Annotated in this window: 21 protein-coding genes; 14 read left to right on the top strand and 7 right to left on the bottom strand. The window is 43.5% G+C overall.

Features of this window, described 5'->3' with window-relative positions; translation table 11 throughout:
- Positions 1-329 precede the first annotated feature (329 nt).
- The 7 genes from AB4585_RS20360 (at position 330) to AB4585_RS20330 (ending at position 6,776) form a co-directional block, all read left to right on the top strand.
- Complete coding sequence (locus AB4585_RS20360; protein WP_017066680.1) at positions 330-2,075, top strand: EAL domain-containing protein; 1,746 nt, start codon at positions 330-332, stop codon at positions 2,073-2,075.
- Between the two features lie 223 nt (positions 2,076-2,298).
- A complete protein-coding gene (locus AB4585_RS20355; protein WP_017060587.1) occupies positions 2,299-2,670 on the top strand; it encodes a GntR family transcriptional regulator in 372 nt (123 codons plus the stop codon).
- The gene (locus tag AB4585_RS20350; RefSeq protein ID WP_017060586.1) at positions 2,667-3,521 is read left to right on the top strand and encodes an ABC transporter ATP-binding protein; all 855 of its coding nucleotides are present in this window, start codon (positions 2,667-2,669) and stop codon (positions 3,519-3,521) included. The genes AB4585_RS20355 and AB4585_RS20350 overlap by 4 nt, the downstream gene beginning before the upstream one ends.
- Positions 3,521-4,378, top strand: coding sequence for a hypothetical protein (locus AB4585_RS20345; RefSeq protein WP_372170746.1), 858 nt, complete (start codon positions 3,521-3,523; stop codon positions 4,376-4,378). The genes AB4585_RS20350 and AB4585_RS20345 overlap by 1 nt, the downstream gene beginning before the upstream one ends.
- A 963-nt stretch (positions 4,379-5,341) precedes the next feature.
- On the top strand, positions 5,342-5,629 hold the full coding sequence (locus AB4585_RS20340; protein ID WP_017060584.1) for a putative quinol monooxygenase: 288 nt from the start codon (positions 5,342-5,344) through the stop codon (positions 5,627-5,629).
- Entirely contained in the window at positions 5,629-6,183 is a 555-nt protein-coding gene (locus tag AB4585_RS20335; protein WP_108207690.1) for a nucleotidyltransferase family protein, read from the top strand. Before AB4585_RS20340 ends, AB4585_RS20335 begins: the two co-directional genes overlap by 1 nt.
- Positions 6,184-6,338: 155 nt before the next feature.
- Positions 6,339-6,776 (top strand): bifunctional diaminohydroxyphosphoribosylaminopyrimidine deaminase/5-amino-6-(5-phosphoribosylamino)uracil reductase RibD, encoded by a 438-nt coding sequence (locus AB4585_RS20330; RefSeq protein WP_372170743.1) that lies wholly within the window; start codon positions 6,339-6,341, stop codon positions 6,774-6,776.
- 17 nt (positions 6,777-6,793) lie between these two features.
- Here the strand turns inward: AB4585_RS20330 and AB4585_RS20325 are convergent, their stop codons facing one another.
- Positions 6,794-7,246 (bottom strand): NUDIX pyrophosphatase, encoded by a 453-nt coding sequence (locus AB4585_RS20325; protein ID WP_372170742.1) that lies wholly within the window; start codon positions 7,244-7,246, stop codon positions 6,794-6,796.
- Between the two features lie 279 nt (positions 7,247-7,525).
- On the opposite strand from AB4585_RS20325, the gene AB4585_RS20320 reads away from it, so the two are divergent.
- From AB4585_RS20320 to AB4585_RS20300, 5 genes are all read left to right on the top strand, one after another.
- Positions 7,526-9,238, top strand: coding sequence for a pseudouridine synthase (locus AB4585_RS20320; protein ID WP_372155750.1), 1,713 nt, complete (start codon positions 7,526-7,528; stop codon positions 9,236-9,238).
- Positions 9,239-9,394: 156 nt separating this feature from the next.
- The gene (locus AB4585_RS20315; protein ID WP_372138114.1) at positions 9,395-9,775 is read left to right on the top strand and encodes a hypothetical protein; all 381 of its coding nucleotides are present in this window, start codon (positions 9,395-9,397) and stop codon (positions 9,773-9,775) included.
- Positions 9,776-9,996: 221 nt separating this feature from the next.
- Positions 9,997-10,854 carry an ABC transporter substrate-binding protein gene (locus AB4585_RS20310; RefSeq protein ID WP_102394170.1) on the top strand — a complete coding sequence of 286 codons (858 nt, stop codon included), beginning with the start codon at positions 9,997-9,999 and terminating at the stop codon, positions 10,852-10,854.
- Positions 10,844-12,337 carry a methyl-accepting chemotaxis protein gene (locus AB4585_RS20305; RefSeq protein ID WP_240698176.1) on the top strand — a complete coding sequence of 498 codons (1,494 nt, stop codon included), beginning with the start codon at positions 10,844-10,846 and terminating at the stop codon, positions 12,335-12,337. Before AB4585_RS20310 ends, AB4585_RS20305 begins: the two co-directional genes overlap by 11 nt.
- A 210-nt stretch (positions 12,338-12,547) precedes the next feature.
- Complete coding sequence (locus tag AB4585_RS20300) at positions 12,548-13,708, top strand: multidrug effflux MFS transporter (RefSeq protein ID WP_372170748.1); 1,161 nt, start codon at positions 12,548-12,550, stop codon at positions 13,706-13,708.
- A gap of 64 nt (positions 13,709-13,772) precedes the next feature.
- Here the strand turns inward: AB4585_RS20300 and AB4585_RS20295 are convergent, their stop codons facing one another.
- A complete protein-coding gene (locus tag AB4585_RS20295; protein WP_372155752.1) occupies positions 13,773-14,729 on the bottom strand; it encodes a GlxA family transcriptional regulator in 957 nt (318 codons plus the stop codon).
- An 89-nt stretch (positions 14,730-14,818) separates the two neighbouring features.
- Here AB4585_RS20295 and AB4585_RS20290 point away from each other — a divergent pair, with 89 nt between their 5' ends.
- Positions 14,819-15,379, top strand: coding sequence for a cysteine hydrolase family protein (locus AB4585_RS20290; RefSeq protein WP_372155754.1), 561 nt, complete (start codon positions 14,819-14,821; stop codon positions 15,377-15,379).
- 143 nt (positions 15,380-15,522) lie between these two features.
- Here the strand turns inward: AB4585_RS20290 and AB4585_RS20285 are convergent, their stop codons facing one another.
- From AB4585_RS20285 to AB4585_RS20270, 4 genes are all read right to left on the bottom strand, one after another.
- On the bottom strand, positions 15,523-16,881 hold the full coding sequence (locus tag AB4585_RS20285) for a Na+/H+ antiporter NhaC family protein (protein ID WP_136973830.1): 1,359 nt from the start codon (positions 16,879-16,881) through the stop codon (positions 15,523-15,525).
- 189 nt (positions 16,882-17,070) lie between these two features.
- Positions 17,071-17,835 (bottom strand): hydratase, encoded by a 765-nt coding sequence (locus tag AB4585_RS20280; RefSeq protein ID WP_017060576.1) that lies wholly within the window; start codon positions 17,833-17,835, stop codon positions 17,071-17,073.
- 205 nt (positions 17,836-18,040) lie between these two features.
- Positions 18,041-18,346, bottom strand: a complete 306-nt coding sequence (locus AB4585_RS20275; protein ID WP_372170737.1) for a DUF3861 domain-containing protein — start codon at positions 18,344-18,346, stop codon at positions 18,041-18,043.
- A 34-nt stretch (positions 18,347-18,380) separates the two neighbouring features.
- Positions 18,381-18,872: a DUF2798 domain-containing protein gene (locus AB4585_RS20270; RefSeq protein ID WP_017081271.1), complete on the bottom strand. Its 492-nt coding sequence runs from the start codon at positions 18,870-18,872 to the stop codon at positions 18,381-18,383.
- Positions 18,873-18,969: 97 nt separating this feature from the next.
- Here AB4585_RS20270 and AB4585_RS20265 point away from each other — a divergent pair, with 97 nt between their 5' ends.
- A complete protein-coding gene (locus AB4585_RS20265) occupies positions 18,970-19,395 on the top strand; it encodes a MarR family winged helix-turn-helix transcriptional regulator (protein WP_017060573.1) in 426 nt (141 codons plus the stop codon).
- Positions 19,396-19,506: 111 nt separating this feature from the next.
- Here AB4585_RS20265 and AB4585_RS20260 read toward each other — a convergent pair whose 3' ends face one another.
- Complete coding sequence (locus tag AB4585_RS20260; RefSeq protein WP_371725547.1) at positions 19,507-20,568, bottom strand: MBL fold metallo-hydrolase; 1,062 nt, start codon at positions 20,566-20,568, stop codon at positions 19,507-19,509.
- Positions 20,569-20,721: the final 153 nt, after the last annotated feature.

Genomic DNA, 20,721 nt, shown 5'->3' with positions numbered 1-20,721 from the left:
TAATTTAGGCAACAACGCCTTAGAAACCTCTAAATCCAGTCGCTAAACCTACCGCGTAGAAGCTGTGAAATGGATAAATACCAAAACAAATGGATAAATCCCCCTTACCCCTTGTAAATCATTGGCTTTCATTTATAAATTCAACTTTTGGGTGAACATCTCCATAACCTTTCATTAAAGCCCAAATTCTGCGATTAGTATCAACATCTTGAGATAAAATGGTGACATTTTGGTTATATTATTTAGATCGAACTCTTGTGTTGAATGAAAATCCCAGCCATCACATATCCATCACACAAATATAATAACTATCGCTTAGGAGTTAAGCTATGCACTGTTCTTTCAATATAAATAACAATAATGAGAGCTTGCAACTAATCTACAATGAAGAAAAAATATACATAAAAAGAGACAGTAATAAGATATCAGAGGAAACTCTTAATAGTAAAGAGAGTTTTGTTTTCAAATACCTTATTGAACACTCGTCAATATCAAACCCTCAATCTGCACGAGATGTTGAAGAATCTTTTAAATTACACTTTGACGAAGAGTTTAGCTTATACGCATTAAAAAATATTATTGCTTCTATAAGAAAGAAATATCGAAGCTTATGTAAGAAAGCGAAGGTAGATAATAATAGCGAACTTATCTCTAACCTTTATAAGGTAGGTTACTTTATCGATCTCGATAAAAGCTCAACCAACCGTATCGCACCTAAGTACGACATCAACCAGTTCAAGCCCAGCCAGTTCGAGATGTTGAAACTGATGTTCAACACCTATCATCGAGAGCTGATTAAGGCTCTGATAGCCGTGTTCACCATCTCTTCCTTTTTCCTATTCGTTGTCTACTTTTCCCAAATCCTTTATACGACGAAGATTGCGAATGAATACAGTGAGAACACCAAACACATTGCCGCAGAAGTCATGGACTACGGTTGCGATAGCCACGGGGCTGTGCACTCGCTAAGGCACTCGCTCAACCTTGATTCTGTCGTCATGACCACACCTTATGACTCCTGCTATATCTCTAAAACACGTTCTAAGATGATAGAGCTCAATCAATTAGACGACTTCTACGATAGTGCTGACTTTGCCTATTCACGCTTCATGGATACCGAGCACGACATTGAGATGGTTGCTCGAATATCTAAACGATCTATCGAAGCTCGATACAAGAACTCACTATTGCCTCTATTAGTCGATTCGATTTCCATCCAGAAGAATGGTTACCACATCTTAAACCTTGGCGAAGAGAGTAAATCTATCTATCAAACCTCCCTACCAACGGGTGCAACCATCACCTTCTACAGTGACGACATTGTTGCACTATGGATTGCGCTTTCTCTGATACTCGCCACCCTGCTTTATCGCTCCTATATTCTGGGTTTCGTGATCTACCTGTTTCGTTGGAAACACATCTCCTTTGAAGAAGAGCCGATCATCAACACCGAAGACAACTGCGTTCTCTACTACGAGTTGTTATCTCGTGTGCGTAACGTTGGCGTTTTAAGCTTCATCAACACCATGAGACGCACCAATTTACTCACCTTTCATACTATTTTACTCATCGAGACAGTCAGAAAAGCGAAGTTAAACAACAGCCATGAGATCTATGGTGTCAACGTGTGTCCGAGTGCTTTGGTAGGGTCGAACTTCGCAAGGCTCAGAGAGCATTTAGCCGCGATGGAAGCGAATGAGTTTGTCGTAGAGATTACTGAATATTCGAACATTGGCTATGGGTGTGAGGTTATCGATAACATTAAGGATATCAAAAAGCTTGGTATCACTATCGCTCTGGATGACTTTGGTACGGGCAATAACAACATCGAAATCATCAATGTTATCTCTCCGGCCTATCTAAAACTGGATCGTTGCTTTGTTAAGGATATCGAGTCAGGAGAGCATCATCAGGGTGTATTGCTCAATATCTCGGAGATTGGACGCCTATCAAATATCACAATGATTTATGAAGGTGTCGAGACGCGTAGGCAGCAATATATCTTGTGTCAGTTAGGCTACAACTTACATCAAGGTTACCTATATAGCCGGCCTAATGACTCAAAGGAGCAATAGGCCCAGCCTAATAGAAATCTTGATCAGCAACCATTCCCTATTCAAATAATCATCGCTTATACAGCTGCTTGAGAGCCCACAAGGATGTAGGCTTCAAGTGCCCTCCCCACCAAACGTGCTTTATCTAAACATAAAAATACCCGATGCACTTTCATAAAATCCTTGCCAACTCGAATAAATAGGTTAGTGTTATACACATGTATATCACCATGCAGTTTTAATTATGACCGAATGGAAAGACGACCAGCCGATCTTTAGGCAGCTTGCCGCCAAGATCAGTGACCAAATTCTTCAGGGTGTTTGGCTAGAGCTACAAGCATTGCCCTCTGTGCGTGCGGTTGCCGCCGATCTCAAGATCAACCACCTTACTGTCATGAAAAGCTACCAGTTACTGGTGGATGAAGGCTTGGTAGAGAAAAAACGCGGCCAAGGCATGTATGTGGCCGAAGGGGCACTTCAAAAATTGAAAGAGTCCGCACACCAATCATTCATCAACACACAGATCCCAGCCATCGCTGAGACGCTAAGCATCATTGATATGAGTGTCGAAGAACTCGTGAAACAGCTAGCACAACATATAAAGGACAAGTCATGAGTACGTTACTTTCCGTGAAAAACGTAACCAAAACCTATTCAAATCAAGTGGGTGTCGAGAACATCAGCTTTGAGTTAAAACCGGGGCAAGTGCTTGGACTGCTGGGCCATAATGGCGCAGGGAAATCGACACTGATCAAATCACTGCTTGGTGGACACAGCTATCAAGGTGAGATAGAGGTTAATGGCTACCACCCTATCCACCAGCATGCAGAACTCATGCTGCACTTGTCGTACATTTCAGATGTTAACGTGTTACCCGAGTGGATGACCGTTAAGCAACTGCTTAGATACACCCAAGGTGTACACCCTAGCTTCAACAAGCAAAAAGCAGAACAGACGCTAAGCAGCACCAACATCAAGCTCTCTTCGACTATCAAGCAGCTTTCTAAGGGAATGAAGGTACAACTTCACCTTGCGATCATCATCGCGACTGACACCCAAGTGTTGATCTTAGATGAGCCTACACTTGGCCTAGATTTACTGTACCGCGATACTTTTTATCGCCATCTACTTGAGTGGTTCCACGACGGCGAACGCGCCATGATCATTGCAAGCCATGAGGTTTCAGAGATTGAACATTTATTAACGGATGTTCTGATTTTAAAACAAGGCCATTGTGTGCTGCAAAAGAGCATGGAAGACATCGAAAATGACTATTTCATTATCGAAGTCGCAAATAACCATTCAAGCGAGATACAGAAACTCAACCCACTGACCTCGCAATCAGGCCTGGGCACCACTAAGTGGTTATTGGAAGGTCAATACAAAGCGCAGGTTGAATCACTGGGTAACATCTATAACGTTGGTCTCGCAGATCTATTCCTTGCAACACAGACGGAGAAGGCATAATGCATCCAAGTTTTTACATGCTAGAAAAAGAACTCATCGAGCACAAAATTAACACTCGATTGCCTCTGTTTGTCGCGTTATGTGGTTTCTTACTGTTCGTTAGTCTGTTCTTCAATGGCGCAGCGCAGCATGAGTTTTTCTTCGAAATGCAAGTGAACGGTGACGTGAGCGACATCCACAGAGAGTTCGCACAAGACCTCAACTCAGTGATCTACTTTGGCGCGGGCCTTATTTCACTGATCCTATCAACGCTTTACATCCCTAAAACTCTGCGTAAAGAGCGCCAAGAAGGCAGTTCGATGTTTTGGAGAAGTATGCCGGTATCTAACGCAATGACTCACGGTGTGAAACTCGGCTTCGGTTTAGTGGTGATTCCGGCTATCTGTGCATTGTTAGTACTGTTCGCAGATTTTCTATTCTGGATATTGAACGTCTCAACTGAACAACAACTGGCGCTATTGGTTGAACAACAATCTCTGTTTTATGTGCTGAGCAACTGGGTCGTGTTTTTTGGACGAATGATGTTAGTTGCACTGGTTTTATTGCCACTGGCAACCGTCACTCTAGCGATTTCGCAGCTGGTAAACTCTCCATTGCTTGTCATTTTCATCTCAAGCTATGCGATTAAGTTCCTCTCTGTCGCAGTGTTTGGGTTCTATGGCATCAATGACTTCCTATCTCTCATCGCGTCATTACCAATGAATGTACTCATAGCAAGCAACCCATTAAGTGCGATTGCAGAAGCGCCGATTTTATCTTTAGGTATTTACGCACTGATCGGTGTTGGTGGCTATCTACTGAGCCTAAAGCTAAATAGAACGGACGATGTGAGCTTAAAGACGCTGTTCCAACGTTAGAGTCTATCCTAAGCACGAGCCTTTATCGGGCAGTCACATCAGATATCAAAATCTAAATCAAAGCTTCTGAGAAATCGGGAGCTTTTTTATTATCAAGACGTTAACGAGTACAGGGATGCGATAACAAGGAACAAGGAACAAGGAACAAGGAACAAGGAACAAGGAACAAGCTTTAGTTTGGGGTAACAGGTTTAACAAACGAAGATAAACTTAGAGGAGGTATTAATGAGCTGACATTGAATTGCATTGTTGTTAATGCCTGCCAGCTCTTTGGGGATGATTTCGTTAGTCGCCGACCAGATGAAGGTCCTTGAGAGTGCTAATGAAATCAGTTTGTTGCGTTTTACATTTGATTAAGCTTTTCAGCTTTTAAAGCTCTACGATTAAAGCTTATTTCTTTGATGCTTCTTTTGACGTGTCTTTCCAGTATTGGATACGAACGCGATGAAGCTGTGCTCTTCTCATTTTTTTCATAAGGGATATTTCCTTTTCTTTAACTGCTCTTCATGAGCTATTTTTATTGCCAACCATTCGAATCTAACGGTGTTTGATGCCCAGTTCAATGATACAAATCACAAAATATATAGAGTTTTTAGTACCATTTACATCAAAGTATGACCTAGATATCAACTATGGCTCAATTCAATCCTATGAGCCGCTGTTCAAAATTAAGGTTAGTTCTCTCAGATGACAAATTCATTTCAGTATCAATACAGTTCAATGATACTAATTTAATAGACCGGACCAACGCTGATTTAGTTCCAGTGTCTTATCATTTGTTGATTACATCACCTTTAAAGTTACGGTGTAACTAAAAAATACATTCAATGTGAACTAATAATCGCCACATTAGCCTATACGTTACAACATCAAAATGGGATTATGTTTGTAACGGATAGAGCTTTTGATAGAAAAAAGCCGTAATGGACCAAATTAAATAGACGTAATTAAATGGACGTAATTATGAGTAAAGTAATTCTGCAAGGGCATATTCTAGTGCCAGACAACGACCTAGAAGCAGTGACACATGCCTTGGTTGTGCACAAAGAACTGACACTAGAAGAACCTGGTTGTATTGTGTTTCGAGTCAGTCAAAGCACGCTTCAACCTAATCGCTTTGAAGTGTATGAAGAATTCACTAGCCGAGAAGCATTCGAAATGCACCAACAGCGAGTAAAAGCCTCTGAATGGGGTGAAATCTCCCAAAACGTGACACGTCATTACCAAGTCACTGATGTTCCGACATCATAATGATACATCCGCTAGCCAAACGCATCGTCACGTTGATCAAACAAGATCCCTTACGAATGAAGGTTTTAGACTGTGTCGCTCAGTTGGATTTGCCGCAGTGTTATGTCGCTGCGGGCTTTGTGAGAAACCTCGTTTGGGATCACCAGCATGGTTATGCCTCCCCGACTCCATTCAATGATATTGATGTGATCTACTTTGATCCCATTGATACCTCTTACGAATCGGATCTTAGATACGAGGCTCAGCTTAAACAACGGTTACCCGAACTGAATTGGCAAGTTCGCAATCAAGCCTACATGCACACTAGAAATGGGGATGAACCTTACCAAGGCTCATTGGATGCGATGAGTTATTGGCCAGAGAAAGAAACCGCCGTCGCCGTGAAACAAAGCCTCCATGGAAACATCGAGTGTATTTCTGCCTTTGGCTTAGAGAGTTTGTTTGATTTGCAAATCACACCCAATCCAAAGCGTAGCCGAGATATCTTTGATCAAAGAGTGCAATCCAAAGGTTGGCTAACCCAGTGGCCCAAGTTAACGATGAGTCACAGTTAACTAGCAGTCGAATTCAAACGCTAAAACCATTGACTAAAAGTCCAATCAGATCGAACATGCCCCACTTATTAGCTTATTAAGTTAGTAATTAACCAACTCATCAACCACGCGTGGCGACTAGCTGCTACGCTCTCTCGTCATACTGAGTAACGACCATGAACCAACAATACATGCTGCAAGCACTCGAAGCTTCGCGCCAAGCCCTACCCGATTGCCAACCAAACCCGCCAGTAGGCTGCGTTTTGGTAAAGAACGATAAGGTGGTATCTGTTGGGTACACGCAAAAAGTCGGCGGAAACCACGCCGAGGTCGAAGCGCTCAATAGCTATGACGACGGATTGGACGGAGAAATGGAAGGGGTTACCGCTTACGTAACTTTAGAGCCATGTTCATTTGTTGGCAGAACACCCGCTTGCGCCAATACATTGGTTAAAGCCGGTGTAAAACACGTAGTAGTAGCAATGCTAGACCCTGACCCTCGCAATAATGGCCGTGGTATTGCGATCCTTGAATCGCACGGCGTGAAGGTGGATGTGGGGTTATGCCAAGCGCAAGTGAGCACCTTTTTAGCCCCTTACCTTGGTAAGTCCTAGATCTTAAACAGCCAGTGCTAGTTCAATTTCACGCGGTAAAGCGGATTAACTGGCTTATCGACAAAGTATGACCAAATATGATCGTAGACGGCATGTTGGTTGGGGAACGGCGCAAGTGCTTTCGCTTCCTCTAAATCGCACCAGCAGTACTCTGTATGTTCGTCATTCAGTTCAATCACTTGGTTGGTTGGGCATAGTACCGCAAACACAGGGATTAGCTGAATCACATTCACGTGCGCCTCGTAAAACTGCTCCAAAAACTGCGCGTTATACAAAGCTTCCACTTTAATTTGGGTCTCTTCTTCAAACTCGCGCACGATAGCCTGCCAGCCTGTTTCACCTGCTTCAATCGAACCTGCGACATGGCACCAAAACTCGCCCTTCACACGCTTCATTAGTAGCATTTTCATTTGTCCGTCGATCTCTGAAATAGCGACACCGGAAACAATCGAAGTATTGAGTGGAATCATAACGTTACCTTAGTTTTAATAAGAGGGCGGCAAGGCTACCACCCTTGGTTTGTTAAATTGTCTTCTATGATTAAAAACGAGAAGTTACTCATCAATTAATGGCGTTCAAGCCATAACTCATAGGCTCGTCGCTTGGCTATCCAGTAATAGAACTATTTCTTATTTGAGGCGCTTTTCGATAAAGAGTAGAATCGCCGCCTTGTACTGTGTTTAACGTCTCTGAACATACACAGTAGACTCACAACCATTTATCACCACGATATAAGTATTAATACGACTATGCACTCATCAAAACCAACGCACGACTCAGAAAACAGCCACACACCTGAGCATTGCTTCACTCGTTTTCAACAGCCGATCGAGTCATATTCGTTGCCTGAGCGTTTCACATTCCCGTTCTACTACGAACCGCACCCATTGTGTGAAATCGCTTCTCATCAGCTTCAACAATATCTAGAAACTCAAACCGACTGGCAGCATGACTTCGGACTTGATACTGACGCTGGTCGCGGCAAAATGTTTGGTGTGTTATTGGTGAAAAGCCCTGAAGGTGAATTGGGGTACTTCTCTGCTTTTTCAGGGAAAATCGCCGACCAGAACCTATTGCCCCACTTTGTGCCACCAGTATTTGACATGCTCAGCAGCGACAGTTTTTTCCATCAAGATACTGCCGACATGATGGCTGTGAATGCAAAATTCAAAGCACTACAAGCTAACGCAGAATACCTTGAGTTGTGCGAGCAACTGGCGCAGCAAAAAACGCAAGCTGAGCAAGAAATTGAAGCTCAACGTCTATTGATTATTGAAGGCCGAAAAACGCGTAAAGAACAACGTGAACAAGGTAAAGAAAACCTTGATGAGCAAGCCTTCGAGCAATTGAACAATGAGTTAAACAAGGCCAGTGTTGCCGACAAGAACCAGCAGAAGTACCTAAAACTCAACTGGGAACAGACCCTGCAAGTATTGCAGGCTAAAGTTGATGTTTTCACAACTCAACTGGCTGAGCTAAAAGAGCAAAGAGCACACATTTCTCATCAGCTTCAACACAAGCTGTTTTCACAATACGCTTTCCAAAATGCGGAAGGAAACGTTGAAGACCTTAACCAGATCTTTGAAAACACGCCAAACAAGATACCACCAGCAGGCTCTGGCGAATGCGCTGCGCCTAAATTGCTGCAATACGCGTACTTAAATGGTTACACACCATTGGCATTGGCTGAATTTTGGTGGGGTCGTTCACCGAAATCTGAAATCCGAAAGCACAAGAAATACTACGCCTCTTGCCAAAGTAAGTGTGTACCGATTTTAGGCCATATGATGAAAGGTCTAGAAGTCGATCCAAACCCATTGCTAGAGAACCCTGCTGAAGGCAAAGAGCTGGATATTCTGTTCCAAGATGAGCACATCGTTGTAATACACAAGCCGGCAGGTTTTCTATCCGTGCCGGGTAAAACCATCAAAGATTCCGCCTACACACGTGTTCAAGAAATGCATCCCGACGTTGAAGGACCATTTGTTATTCACCGCTTAGACATGGCAACCTCGGGTATTCTAATTTTCGCTCTCACACGACGTGCGAACAAGAGCTTGCAGAAGCAGTTCATTACTCGTGAAGTCGAAAAGCGATACGTGGCAATGATTGAAGGCGTTCTAGCAGAAGATGAAGGCTATGTTCGACTGCCATTGCGTGGTGATTTGTATGACCGCCCTCGTCAGATTGTCTGCTTCGAACACGGCAAGCCTGCAGAAACCAAATGGGAAGTGATTGAGCGAAACGAGCAAACCACTAAGGTCTACCTGCACCCTAGAACAGGGCGTACACATCAGTTGCGTGTTCACTGTTCACATGAAGAAGGCCTTAACATGCCTATCGTCGGTGATGGCCTATATGGCAATAAAGCCGACCGATTGCACTTACACGCGGAAAGACTTGCGCTGCACCACCCGGTGACCAAAGAGTGGATGGAGTTTCAGTTCGACGCCGAATTCTAAAATATCTCATTAATAACGAGTCTTAATGAAAGGAGCCACAACGCTTGTGGCTCCTACCTCTTTTGGGTATATATCCGCGCTTATTGCACTACATCAAGATTCACTTTGTTGTGAAGAGTAGCATGCCCACCTTCTTCTCTCCTTGAGGCCTTTGATATGTCATCAGCTGCTTTGAACTTACAACCTAACAAACTGACTTCCCCATTAATTGCGACTCAAGCACCAAGCTTGAAGCCACTTACACCCAAAAAGCCAGACTTAAACTCGGCAATGCTTAACTTAATTGAAGAAGTTAAAAACGAACTCCCACTTTACGAGTCAGAGACGTTTATCTGTGGTCCAAAAGGAAATTGCTCGGGTTGCTCTAAGAAACTACTTGAGATGGTCGACAGCGAGTTAATGTATTGGGAGCACAGTATTTCCATTGGCCAAGGCCCTAACTTCGAAGAACTGCGCCGCTTTGGTAAACTATGCAGCAGCGTTCGACGCGGTTTAGAGCGTAACGGTTTAGTCGAAAAGCGCCCAAAGAAAAGATAACAAGCCAACTCGATAATCATTACAATGTGTCGCTGGCGATTACAAGCTACCCTGATTGGGCTGGAAACCTATATTTACATGCTTATATTTCAGATCCGACCTTGCATTAAATTACCCATACAAAACGAGAGAAAAGTCACAATGTGGCGTTAATTTCGTATCAAAATAGCACATGGTAACCGATATTACCGCCACTTAATCACACGCCTATAGAACCAAGAATGTTTCGCTCCATTTTTACTTTTTTGATACTTATTTTTAGTACTTGCCAAATAACTTACGCTGAACCTTTAAGATTGCCAGGTAAACCGAATGACAAAAAACTGCACCTTACTTTGGTTCAAGAAATTGTTAATCGCTCGAGCCGATTCGATGAAATCGAGTTTGTCTATCAAGCAACAGGGGAACCTGCTCAATCAAGAGTTATGGCGGATTTAGAGTCGGGAGAGATTGACCTTTATTGGTCAGCGACCAGTCTCGACATGGAAAAACGCTTTGCTCCAATATTGTTCCCTATATATCGAGGAATGCTTGGTATGCGAATCGGATTAATTCATGAAAAAGATAAACAATTACTCGCAAACGTAAGATCTAAAGCGGATTTCACGCGCTTTAAAGTTTGTTCAGGGAAAACATGGCCAGACACATTCATTCTTGATGCCAATGGTATAAAAACCGCTAAATCGCTTAAATATCCAAATATTTTTGAGATGATGCTTGCTGGTAATCGGTGCCACTTGTTTGCTCGTGGTGTCATGGAACCATTTGCAGAAATGCAATCATACCCAGAACTACCTTTAGCTGTTGATAGTCATGTCATGCTCCGCTATCGCATGCCATATATGCTCTTTGTCCAAAAAGAAAACACAAAACTTCAGCAACACATCACAGAAGTGGTTGAAGAAATTTTCGCTGATGGCACCTATGAGAAACTCTTTTTCGAAGACTCCGAAGTAAGAATGGCGCTCTCACGGGCCAACCTTTCAGAGCGAACTATTATCGATCTTGAAAATCCATATCTGACCGAAGACACCCGCTCTATCCCAGAAAAATATTTCTTTGATCCGCTTGCCAACTGAGTACATTTTTATGAACCAAATAACAAAAAAAATGGTTTTACTGATCGCTGCAGTGATGCTTATTGTTGCTGCTATCGCTTTGCCAATCCAATTTATGATTAACCAATCAAACGTTACTGATAAATCTTCACAAGAAATCCAGCGTATAACCTCTGAATTAAGTGTGATATTGCAAGAACCTGTTTATGCATACGATAAGACACTGATACTTAATATCATTGAAGCGTATTCAAATAATGACGTAATCGCAAACATTCAAGTGCTCGATCAAAATAACAACATATTAGGTAGTGTTAATCCACGTGACATTGATGAATCCTCATCGATGGCTATTTCATGGGATTCATTGCCTATCGGTAAAGTTAATGTTGGTTTTAACCATGATGTGACGAATGCTAATTTAATGAACTCTATGCAACTTGCGATTAGTATTTTGCTTTGCATATTTATTGCTAGCCTGATTCTGATTTCCATAGTCCTCGATAGAAAAGTCGTCAGGCCCATCAAAAACATGGCTGATTCAATGAATGAAATTGCTTCTGGTGGAGGAGACCTCACTTCACGTGTTGCGGAAGTAGGCAATGATGAAGTCACATCACTTGCGAAAGCATTCAACCAATTCGTTGCTACTATTCAATCTATCATTCTCGAAACATCGAACACGACCAAACTGTTGGATAAGAGTGGCCACGGTATATCGCAACTACGTGATGAAATGAACCAACAAAGCCAACGACAATCTTTGTTAACTCAAGAAAGTTTGCACAGCATTGAGCAATTTGATTTAGCAACCAAAGAAATTGCTGTTCATACGGAAAATACGCTGTATCAATCAAATGATGCACTCGAGCTTTGTCAGCAAAGTGGTCACACAATCGATATCAATGAACGTAATATTGATGACTTGGTCGTAAGTCTGGAAAGTGCAGCGGAATGTGCGAATTCACTAAAAGTAAGCAGTGATGATATAGGTCGAGTGATTGTAGTCATCAAAGCGATTGCGGAACAAACTAATTTATTGGCATTGAATGCAGCTATTGAAGCGGCACGGGCCGGTGAGTCTGGCCGTGGTTTTGCGGTTGTTGCGGATGAAGTGCGCTCATTAGCGTCTAAAACCCATGATTCAACCAATGAAATTGAATCTATTATTGAACGCCTACAAAAAGAAGCAAACGAGTCATTTGTTGCAACACAGAGCTCGAAAGCTTTAGTGGAGCAAACAAAAACCAGCGCAGATGAAATACAGCAAGCACTATCGAGCATTATCTCTTCCGTAACGTCCATCAATGGCATGGTAGATTCTGTTGCATCCGCCTGCGAAGAGCAGTCAAACGTTAGTTCAAAAGTCGCAAATGACATGCAGTCTCTTGATAGTAGTGCAAAAGAACTAGTTAACGTGAATGACGATTTGGCAAACGTATCCAATGATATCTTGACGCAAACTACTGTCCTCTCCACTCAGATTGCTAAATTTAAGTTCTAAGTATACCCTCAAGCCAGCATAGGTACTTGCTGGCTTGAACCTTTCAACTCGATGTTAAACATTTAGAGGTCACAAATCCTTGCTGATTTTAGAGCTTTGAGATAACTAATCATACAAAACCTAAAGATACTATCACACCAATTAAAAACCTATTTTGGACAACGGAGAGCCACCTTGAAGAGACCACAACCAGTACTGGGAAAGACCGGTATGCTATTTTTTCTCGTCATAATAAGTGCTTTCCCTCCATTGACCATCGACCTTTACCTACCTGCGCTTCCGCAGATGGTCGAGGTGTTTAATACTGACCGCTCAATGGTCAACCTAACCCTGAGCAGCTACTTCGTTACTTACGCTATAGGTCTTTTGTTCTGGGGGCCGCTCAGCGAAAAATTTGGTCGTAAGCCGATCCTATTAATTGGATTAGCGGGTTATATGGTCGCGAGCATATTGTGCGCGATGACCAATAGCATCGAACAGCTAATTGGCGCTCGTGTATTCCAAGCCTTTGCTGGTAGTGCTATCACCGTTATCGCTACTGCCATCGTAAAAGATCTTTATGATGGGCGAGAACGTGAAAAGATCATGGCGACTATCATGTCACTGGTGATCATCGCGCCAATGGTTGCGCCTGTATTTGGTGCCTTTCTACTGAAAATTGCGTCTTGGCGAATGATGTTCGTCACCCTCGCCATTTTTGGTGCATTTGCGTCAGTTTTAGCTTGCTGCTATCGAGAAACACTCGAAACCAAATACCAAGGTTCTATGTTCCGCTCATGGGGAAGAATGGGCGTGGTCATGAAAAACCGCTCGTTCCTCAAGCTGCTGGTCATTTTCTCTATCATACCGATGGCATTGATGGGCTTTCTTGCGGCGGGTTCTTATATCTACATCGATCGCTTTGGATTGACCGAACAACAGTTTAGCTACGCATTCGCATTCAATGCATTGTGCGCCTCATTTGGTCCAACAATTTACATGAAGTTGTCCTACCGAATGCCGGTTCAAAAGGTCATCTCAGGGTGCTTTGCTTTATTAGCGCTTGCGGGCATCTTCACCCTAACCATTGGTGACCTGTCCCCTTGGTTCTTTATGTTCATCGCTGCACCAGCGACACTGATGGCGATCATCATGCGAGTACCGGGTACCAACTTGATGTTGAACCAACAAGATCATGACACAGGCTCTGCCGTCGCACTGATACAGTTCTTCAGCATGATTTGTGGTTCGCTTGGTATGATATTAGTTTCAATACGCCCAGAGTCACTGATTGAAAACCTAGGCTTTATTCAATTATCCATCGGTACGCTAGGCGGCCTGATGTGGCTAATGGTCAGAAACAAAGAGTTCGTGACTCATAAGCTGAATTAAGCCCTTCCAAGATAATCACTGACAGTATGATTCGATAAACCTGAGGAATGGTGACTAATTAAAATCATTCCTCTGATAGAAATCTAGAGCGAAACCTTGATGGTGTTAAGCCGATGATTTTCATAAAGACTTTTCGAAAGCTATTTACGTCCTCATAGCCAACTAGGTAGCTAATCTGCTCAACTGGTTTGTGCGAGCTTTCTAATAACTCGCATGCACTTTGAATACGCACGTGTTGGATATAATTGATAGGCGTAAAACTGGTCGCTTTGGTAAATTGTCGGATAAAGGTTCTTCGTGTCATGAAGGCTTCTTCCGCCAATTGATCGAGCGACAAAGGGAGATGATGATGCTTCTGAATAAAACGCTGCACCGACACAATCTTGTCATTGCCGTGAGCATAATTCGGCACAAAACTCTGATAGTAGCGCTGCTCTCTCAAACCCGTATCAAGCACTAGGTATTTACCGAGATTACGAGTATTGGTCGGCGTCGTATATTTAGTCAGGATAAACAGAGCCAGATCCATCCACGACATCAAACCACCTGCGGTGATAATGTCAGCATCATCGATCAAGATTTTGTCGACATCAACATCGACCTCAGCATACTGCTCCGAAAACTGTTGCTGCGCTTTCCAATGCGTTGTCACGGTTCGTCCTTGCAACAAACCCGTTCCCGCCAAAATAAACACGCCCGCGCAAGCAGAACACAGGATCGCCCCACGTTGATGAGACTGCACAAGGTAGTCCAACAGCCCTTCATCTGGCTCTAGGTAGTATCTGCCATCTAAGTTTGGCGGCACTAGAATAATGTCGGTCTTTGAGTTCTCAAGTGATTCGTTGGTCGACTTAGACAAGTCGTCATGAGGCTTAATTTCAACATGAAACTGAACCTGCTCATTGGAAGACTCAATGCCATTAGCCAACTGAAGAAACTCTTTCACTCCAAACACGGCACTTTGCAAAGAGCCTGGGTAGTCGATGATTTCGACCATAATTGATTTTGTCACTATTGCCATAGAGTCCGTCATTTTTGACGTGCGATAAAAACTACAGAGTATTCATAATATCCCTACACCGCAACACACCAAATACAAAGGTATAGACTATGAAGAACACTGCATTACTACTTATCGACTTTCAAAATGACTATTTCCCTTCATACGAGGATGCAAAGTGGACACTGTCTGAAACAGAAAAGGCAGCCGAAAAAGGTGCTCAGTTATTACAGGCTTTCAGAGACAAGCAACTACCAATCGTTCATGTGCGCCATGAATTTTCAACCAACGAAGCACCCTTCTTCTTGCCAGATTCAGACGGTGCTCAAATCCACAACAGCGTGACTCCGCTAGAGGGTGAACCTGTTATCGTAAAGCATCAAATCAATAGCTTTAGAGATACTGAACTGAACAAGGTGCTAAAAGATCAAGGCATTGAGAAACTGATCATCGTTGGCGCAATGAGCCACATGTGTATTGATGCTGTGACTCGTGCAGCTACCGATTTAGGCTACGAATGCCACGTAGCGCATGATGCTTGCACAACCTTAGACATGGAATTCAACGGTGTTAAGGTTCCCGCTGCGCATGTCCATGCGGCATTTATGGCCGCACTGAGCTTTGGTTACGGCAATGTCGCGACCGCTAGCGAGCTTGAAAGCCAACTTTAATAAAGCTCAAAACCGTCCACAATGGCGGTTTTGTCTATATTCAAATCAGAATTAGCTTCCAAACAATTCGTTCAGGCGCAAAAAAGGCCCCTGTCGGAGCCTTCTTATCAAAATCAGTGATCACTCAGTTTGGTCAATTACTACTAAGCGTTAGCCACTTTACGCGCTGGGTGTTTAATAAACACAGCGACTACAGCCACGATTGCAAGCGCGAAACAGTAGTAAGAGTTAGACACGATCTCTAGCGGCGATAGGTTAAACACAGAGCCCAATAGCAACACCTGAGCACCGTAAGGCAATACGCCTTGAATCACACACGAGAAGATATCCAACAAGCTTGCAGAGCGACGTGGAGATACATCGTTCTCTTCAGCTAATTGACGAGCAACACTACCAGAAACAATGATTGCTACGGTGTTGTTTGCCGTACATAGGTTCACCATTGATACCAAGCCAGCAATACCTAGCTCACTTGCGCGGCCATTTGCTTGCTTAGAGTGTGAAGAACCAAACGCACGAATCAAACCGCTCACTAAGTTAGTCAGAAACGCTAATCCACCTTGGCGACGCATCAACTCACTCAAACCACCAATCAGCATCGACAGTAAGAAGATCTCTTGCATGTTACCAAAGCCTGCGTAGATGTCTTGAGCGTAATCCGTCATACCGTAGTTCTCAATAGAACCTAGGCTCACTCCACCCGCTAGCAAGATACCAATCGTCAACACAACGAACACATTCATGCCCGATACCGCAAGGATTAGGATAGTGATGTACGGAAGGACTTTCAGCCATTCAATTGGGCCTGTTTCAGGTACCTGAGTTGCCGTGCTGTTGAAAGCAAAGATAACAATCGCGATAAGTGCAGCAGGAAGTGCAATGCGGATGTTCTCTTTAAACTTATCTCTCATCTCACAGCCTTGCGAGCGTGTCGCGGCAATCGTGGTATCAGAGATGATAGAAAGGTTATCACCAAACATAGCGCCACTTAGCACTACGCCAGCGGTTAGAGGAATACTCATGCCAGCTGAGTCAGCAATGCCTAGTGCAACAGGAGCAACCGCAGCGATAGTACCCATAGAAGTACCCATTGCCGTCGCAATGAACGCCGAAATAAGGAAGATGCCCGGTAGGATCATGCTCGTTGGGATAGCAGATAGACCAAGGTTTACCGTCGCGTCCACACCACCAGAAGCTTTAGCCACAGCAGCAAAAGCACCCGCCAATAGGTAGATCATACACATTGCAATAATGTCTTTGTGACCCACACCACCTAAGAACTGCTCGATCGCACGGTTCAATTTATCTTTGCTCAATAGCAACGCCAACATCACGGCAGGCAGAGCCGCAATCGGAGCTGGAAGCTGATAGAAAGCAAAATCGACGCCTTGTAGCGACAGATACGTACCCACGCCAATAAACAGCGCAAGAAAGACAATCAGAGGGATAAGCGCCACTGCAGAAGGGGCAATTACCGCGTTAGAATTTTTTGAATTGGACATGGAACGACAACACAATAGAACAGGAAGGTGAGCAGACTAATGTCACACTTAGAACTTGTCAACGTCTAGACGTCTAAACGCCTAATTTAATGCAAAGTAATAAGAACCCTATTGAGCATCACGTAATAAAAAAGGCTATTTACTCATCAGTAAACAGCCTTTCGATAACAGATAGTGCGCCGCTAGAAGTTAGCGTTTCTGCTTGAACGTCACTTGGTATTCGCCAATGCCTTCGTAGTGGAAGGTCGTTGGTTTATCGAATTCCATTTCCACGATACCGCAGTAAGAGCCCGTGATAATGGCTTCACCCGCTTGGAAATCAACACCACGACGTGTCATGTAGTTAATCAGCCAGTAAATTGGGCTTGGTGGCAGTGTATTCGGGTGCTTACCGTCGAATGCTTGAACTTGCTCGCCTTGAGTCACTTCAATACTGATCTCTGCAGAAGTGAACGCTTTTTCGCGATCAATCTCAGAGCCAATAAATAGACCTTGGTTTACTAGGCCATCGGCCAGCTTTTCATAGAACTCAGCGCCGCTGTCATCCGCAAAACGAGACTGCATTAACTCAAGTGCCATGTGGCAAGAACCAATCGCTTCGTTGATTTGCTCTTCGCTGTAGCCTTCTTGGCTTGCAGGCAGGCTCTTAGCAAGCGTAAATGCGATTTCAGGCTCAACGCGTACTACGCCGTTGTCAGCAAACAGTTCACAAACTTCGCCTTGTTGAACGCTGCCCGAGAAGATTGGCGCAACAACAAACTTGTCTTCAGCCAGAGGAAGTAAGCACTTCCAACCGCCGACTTTATCGCTTTTCAAATCGATCATTGAAGATTGGATCTTTAGCGCATCTTCCAAGTTATTCGGACGGTACTGTTCGTCCAATCTTGGTGCTTTGGTGCCAGCAACACGACGACTCAACAGTTCTTCAGCTGCTTGTTTAAATACATTTGTCATATAATACCACCTTTAGTTTTATGACCAGTATAATATCGGATTTCTTAAAGCTTGAATAGACAATTCAACAACGGTGCTACACCGAAAATTCAGCCATCAATTTTCGCATATTCTAGACGCAAACAACTGAAACTATTTTGATTTAAATGTAAAAAAGCCAGTAATTTGATTACTGACTTTTCGATGTATTACTGATGTTCAGGCTTTACTGCCCTTTCAACGTCTTCTTCAAATTCTGCATGAAGTTTCTGAAGTGAGGCATGAAATCAACAAACAGAGGGTGTTTTCTATCTTGCATCATCAATGGGCCTAACAAGCGAATGCTCACTCCTAGTCGCGCTGCTGATTGCTCGTCTAAGCCGCTGTCATGTTTGATCTTCTCAACAATCGCGAACATATCTTCTCTGTCTTCAATTTCAAACTGCATGATTTGAAGTTCACGATCTTCTTTGATGTTCACTTCTTCGATAGTGATACGGTAGTTATTGTGTTTGCCTGTGAATGCTTTCATTTGGACCTCCTAAAATGCTTAAAAAGTGTTTTGGTTAGCTCTTCATGAATCGTTCGAGCTTAGGTTTAACCGTCATCGACATCACGACCATGATCGCAAGGCCAATGGGAAGTGCGGCAATAAATCCATTAAACCATCCACTGGTAAACGCCGATGTATCCGAAAATCCAATGTTATTTGCCGCTGTTACAAATGCCATCATGGACTCCATTATGAATGCCATGATCAGTCCTACGATCAGGTTGCGAACTTTCTCGCTATAAGTTGTGAACACTCTAGCAACGGCTTTGGTGACTAAAGCCATCATCACCGTGCCCATTGGCATCATGATCACGACAACAAGGGCTAACGAAGAAAGCCAGTTGCCAATAAATTCCTCGCCGAATCCGACATTCATGTAAGTCATCACAGCCGTTAAACTGCCGCCAATCGTCAGCATTAAGCTCATCATGACCAAAACTTTGTATAAAACCGGTGTGCCTTTTTGCTCAGGAAGAGTTGGCGTTAGAGTTGCTTGAATCGTCATATCTATTTCCTGTCTTGAATTTACGAACAATTAAGTTGATAATGTCAACTATAAATACAGTAGTTGATAATGTCAACTATATTTCTAAGGATAGTTTATGTCTGATAACACATCGCTAGAATCAATCTTTCGTCTAGTGCACTCTTTGAAACGTCAAATGAGCGAACAGATTGAGAGCTTAGACTCAGAGATCGCACCTATGAACATTCGTGTCATGAAGATCATTACTAAGAAGTCTCCATGTACCGCTATCGATATCGCACACTTCCTAGATCGTGATAAAGCACAGGTCACTCGGCTCATTAATGCCTTGATCAATCAGGAACTTGTGAAGAAGTCTCCGAACCCGGAAGACAAGCGCAGCCAGTTATTGGTTCTGACTGATAAGGGTCAAGAGATCATGAGTAAGGTCTCGGATATCGATCGAGACATGCTGAAGAGAATGACCAAAGGCATGGCCGAAGACGAGTTAGAACAATTCAGAAAAATTGCGAAGAAAATGGCGCAGAACTTAGAAAGCTGATCTTAAAAATAAAACGAAAAAACGCCACCGAATCGTAAGATCGGTGGCGTTTCGTGTATAAGTTGGGTTGTACAGCTTAGTGGTTTAGCTATGTCTATTTGGATGACAGCTCTAATTCGATGCTAGTTTCCACCATGCCTGAACAGGTACAGGCTCTGAGATCACCAAACGTTCACCCATCACCGGGCTTACCATTTGTACATCTCGCTCTTTGCTTATCGCCAGTGCTTGTTCCATTGGGTCTTGCCAATCATGCATAGAAAGGTCGAAGGTACTGTTGTGGATTGGCATCATCACCTTACCTTGCAGATCAATGTGTGCCTGAACACTCTGTTCTGGGAACATATGAATATCCGCCCAAAGTGAGTTATACGCACCCGTTTCAACCATGGTTAAATCAAACGGCCCAAAACGGTCGCCAATCTCTTTAAAGCCATTGAAGTAACCAGAATCACCGCTAAAGAAGACTTTCTTGTCTGAAGCGTTAATAACCCAACTGCCCCACAGTGTTTGGTCACGATCAAGCAAGCCACGACCAGAGAAATGCTGTGTCGGTGTCAACGTGAACTCAATGTCTGAGGCCGTTGCCGATTCCCACCAGTTCAATTCGATGATCTTCTCTTTATCCACGCCCCACTTTTCCAACAGTGCGCCCACTCTTAATGGCACTAAGAACGTCCCTACTTTGTCGGCTAATACCTTCACGGCACCTTTGTCTAAATGGTCGTAGTGATCGTGGCTGATCACCACCACATCAATATCGGGTAGGTCTTGCAGTGTGATTGGTGTCGGATGAAAACGCTTTGGTCCCATCCATTGCACCGGTGATGCACGATCACTGAACACAGGGTCAGTCATCACTAACTTGCCATCCAGCTTCATCATCACGCTTGAGTGACCTAAGCGGTAAGCAACGTCGTCTTGTTCTTCGATCAATTGCTCAGCTGTCATTGGAATCAAAGGCAATGCAGCGCGCGGCACTGGCTCGTTTCTTTCCACAGTCACGTATGCTTTCAAGATTGAAAAAATATCAGACATACCCGATTTGTATTCCAACTCACTGTTAGCAAACTTCTTTGGAAGCTTATCTAGATTGTCGTTTGATTGTGAACCTGTGCTTACGATAGCGACCACGGCAAGTACTCCTAAAATCGGTAATAGATATTTTTTCATTGGTATCTCTTTAACCGTTGGGATAGACCCAACACATAAACTACACCGACTAGTTTATATGCCAAAACCAAAAAGTAAACCACCGAGTGTAATTTTTAATTTATCTAGACGTAAGCGTGTCAAAGTCGATTTTGGAAAAACCAACTTTGGCAA

The sequence above is a fragment of the Vibrio sp. 10N.222.49.C9 genome, assembly GCF_041474985.1.
GTDB lineage: Bacteria > Pseudomonadota > Gammaproteobacteria > Enterobacterales > Vibrionaceae > Vibrio > Vibrio crassostreae_C.
This window is presented reverse-complemented; position numbering and strand designations above follow the sequence as displayed.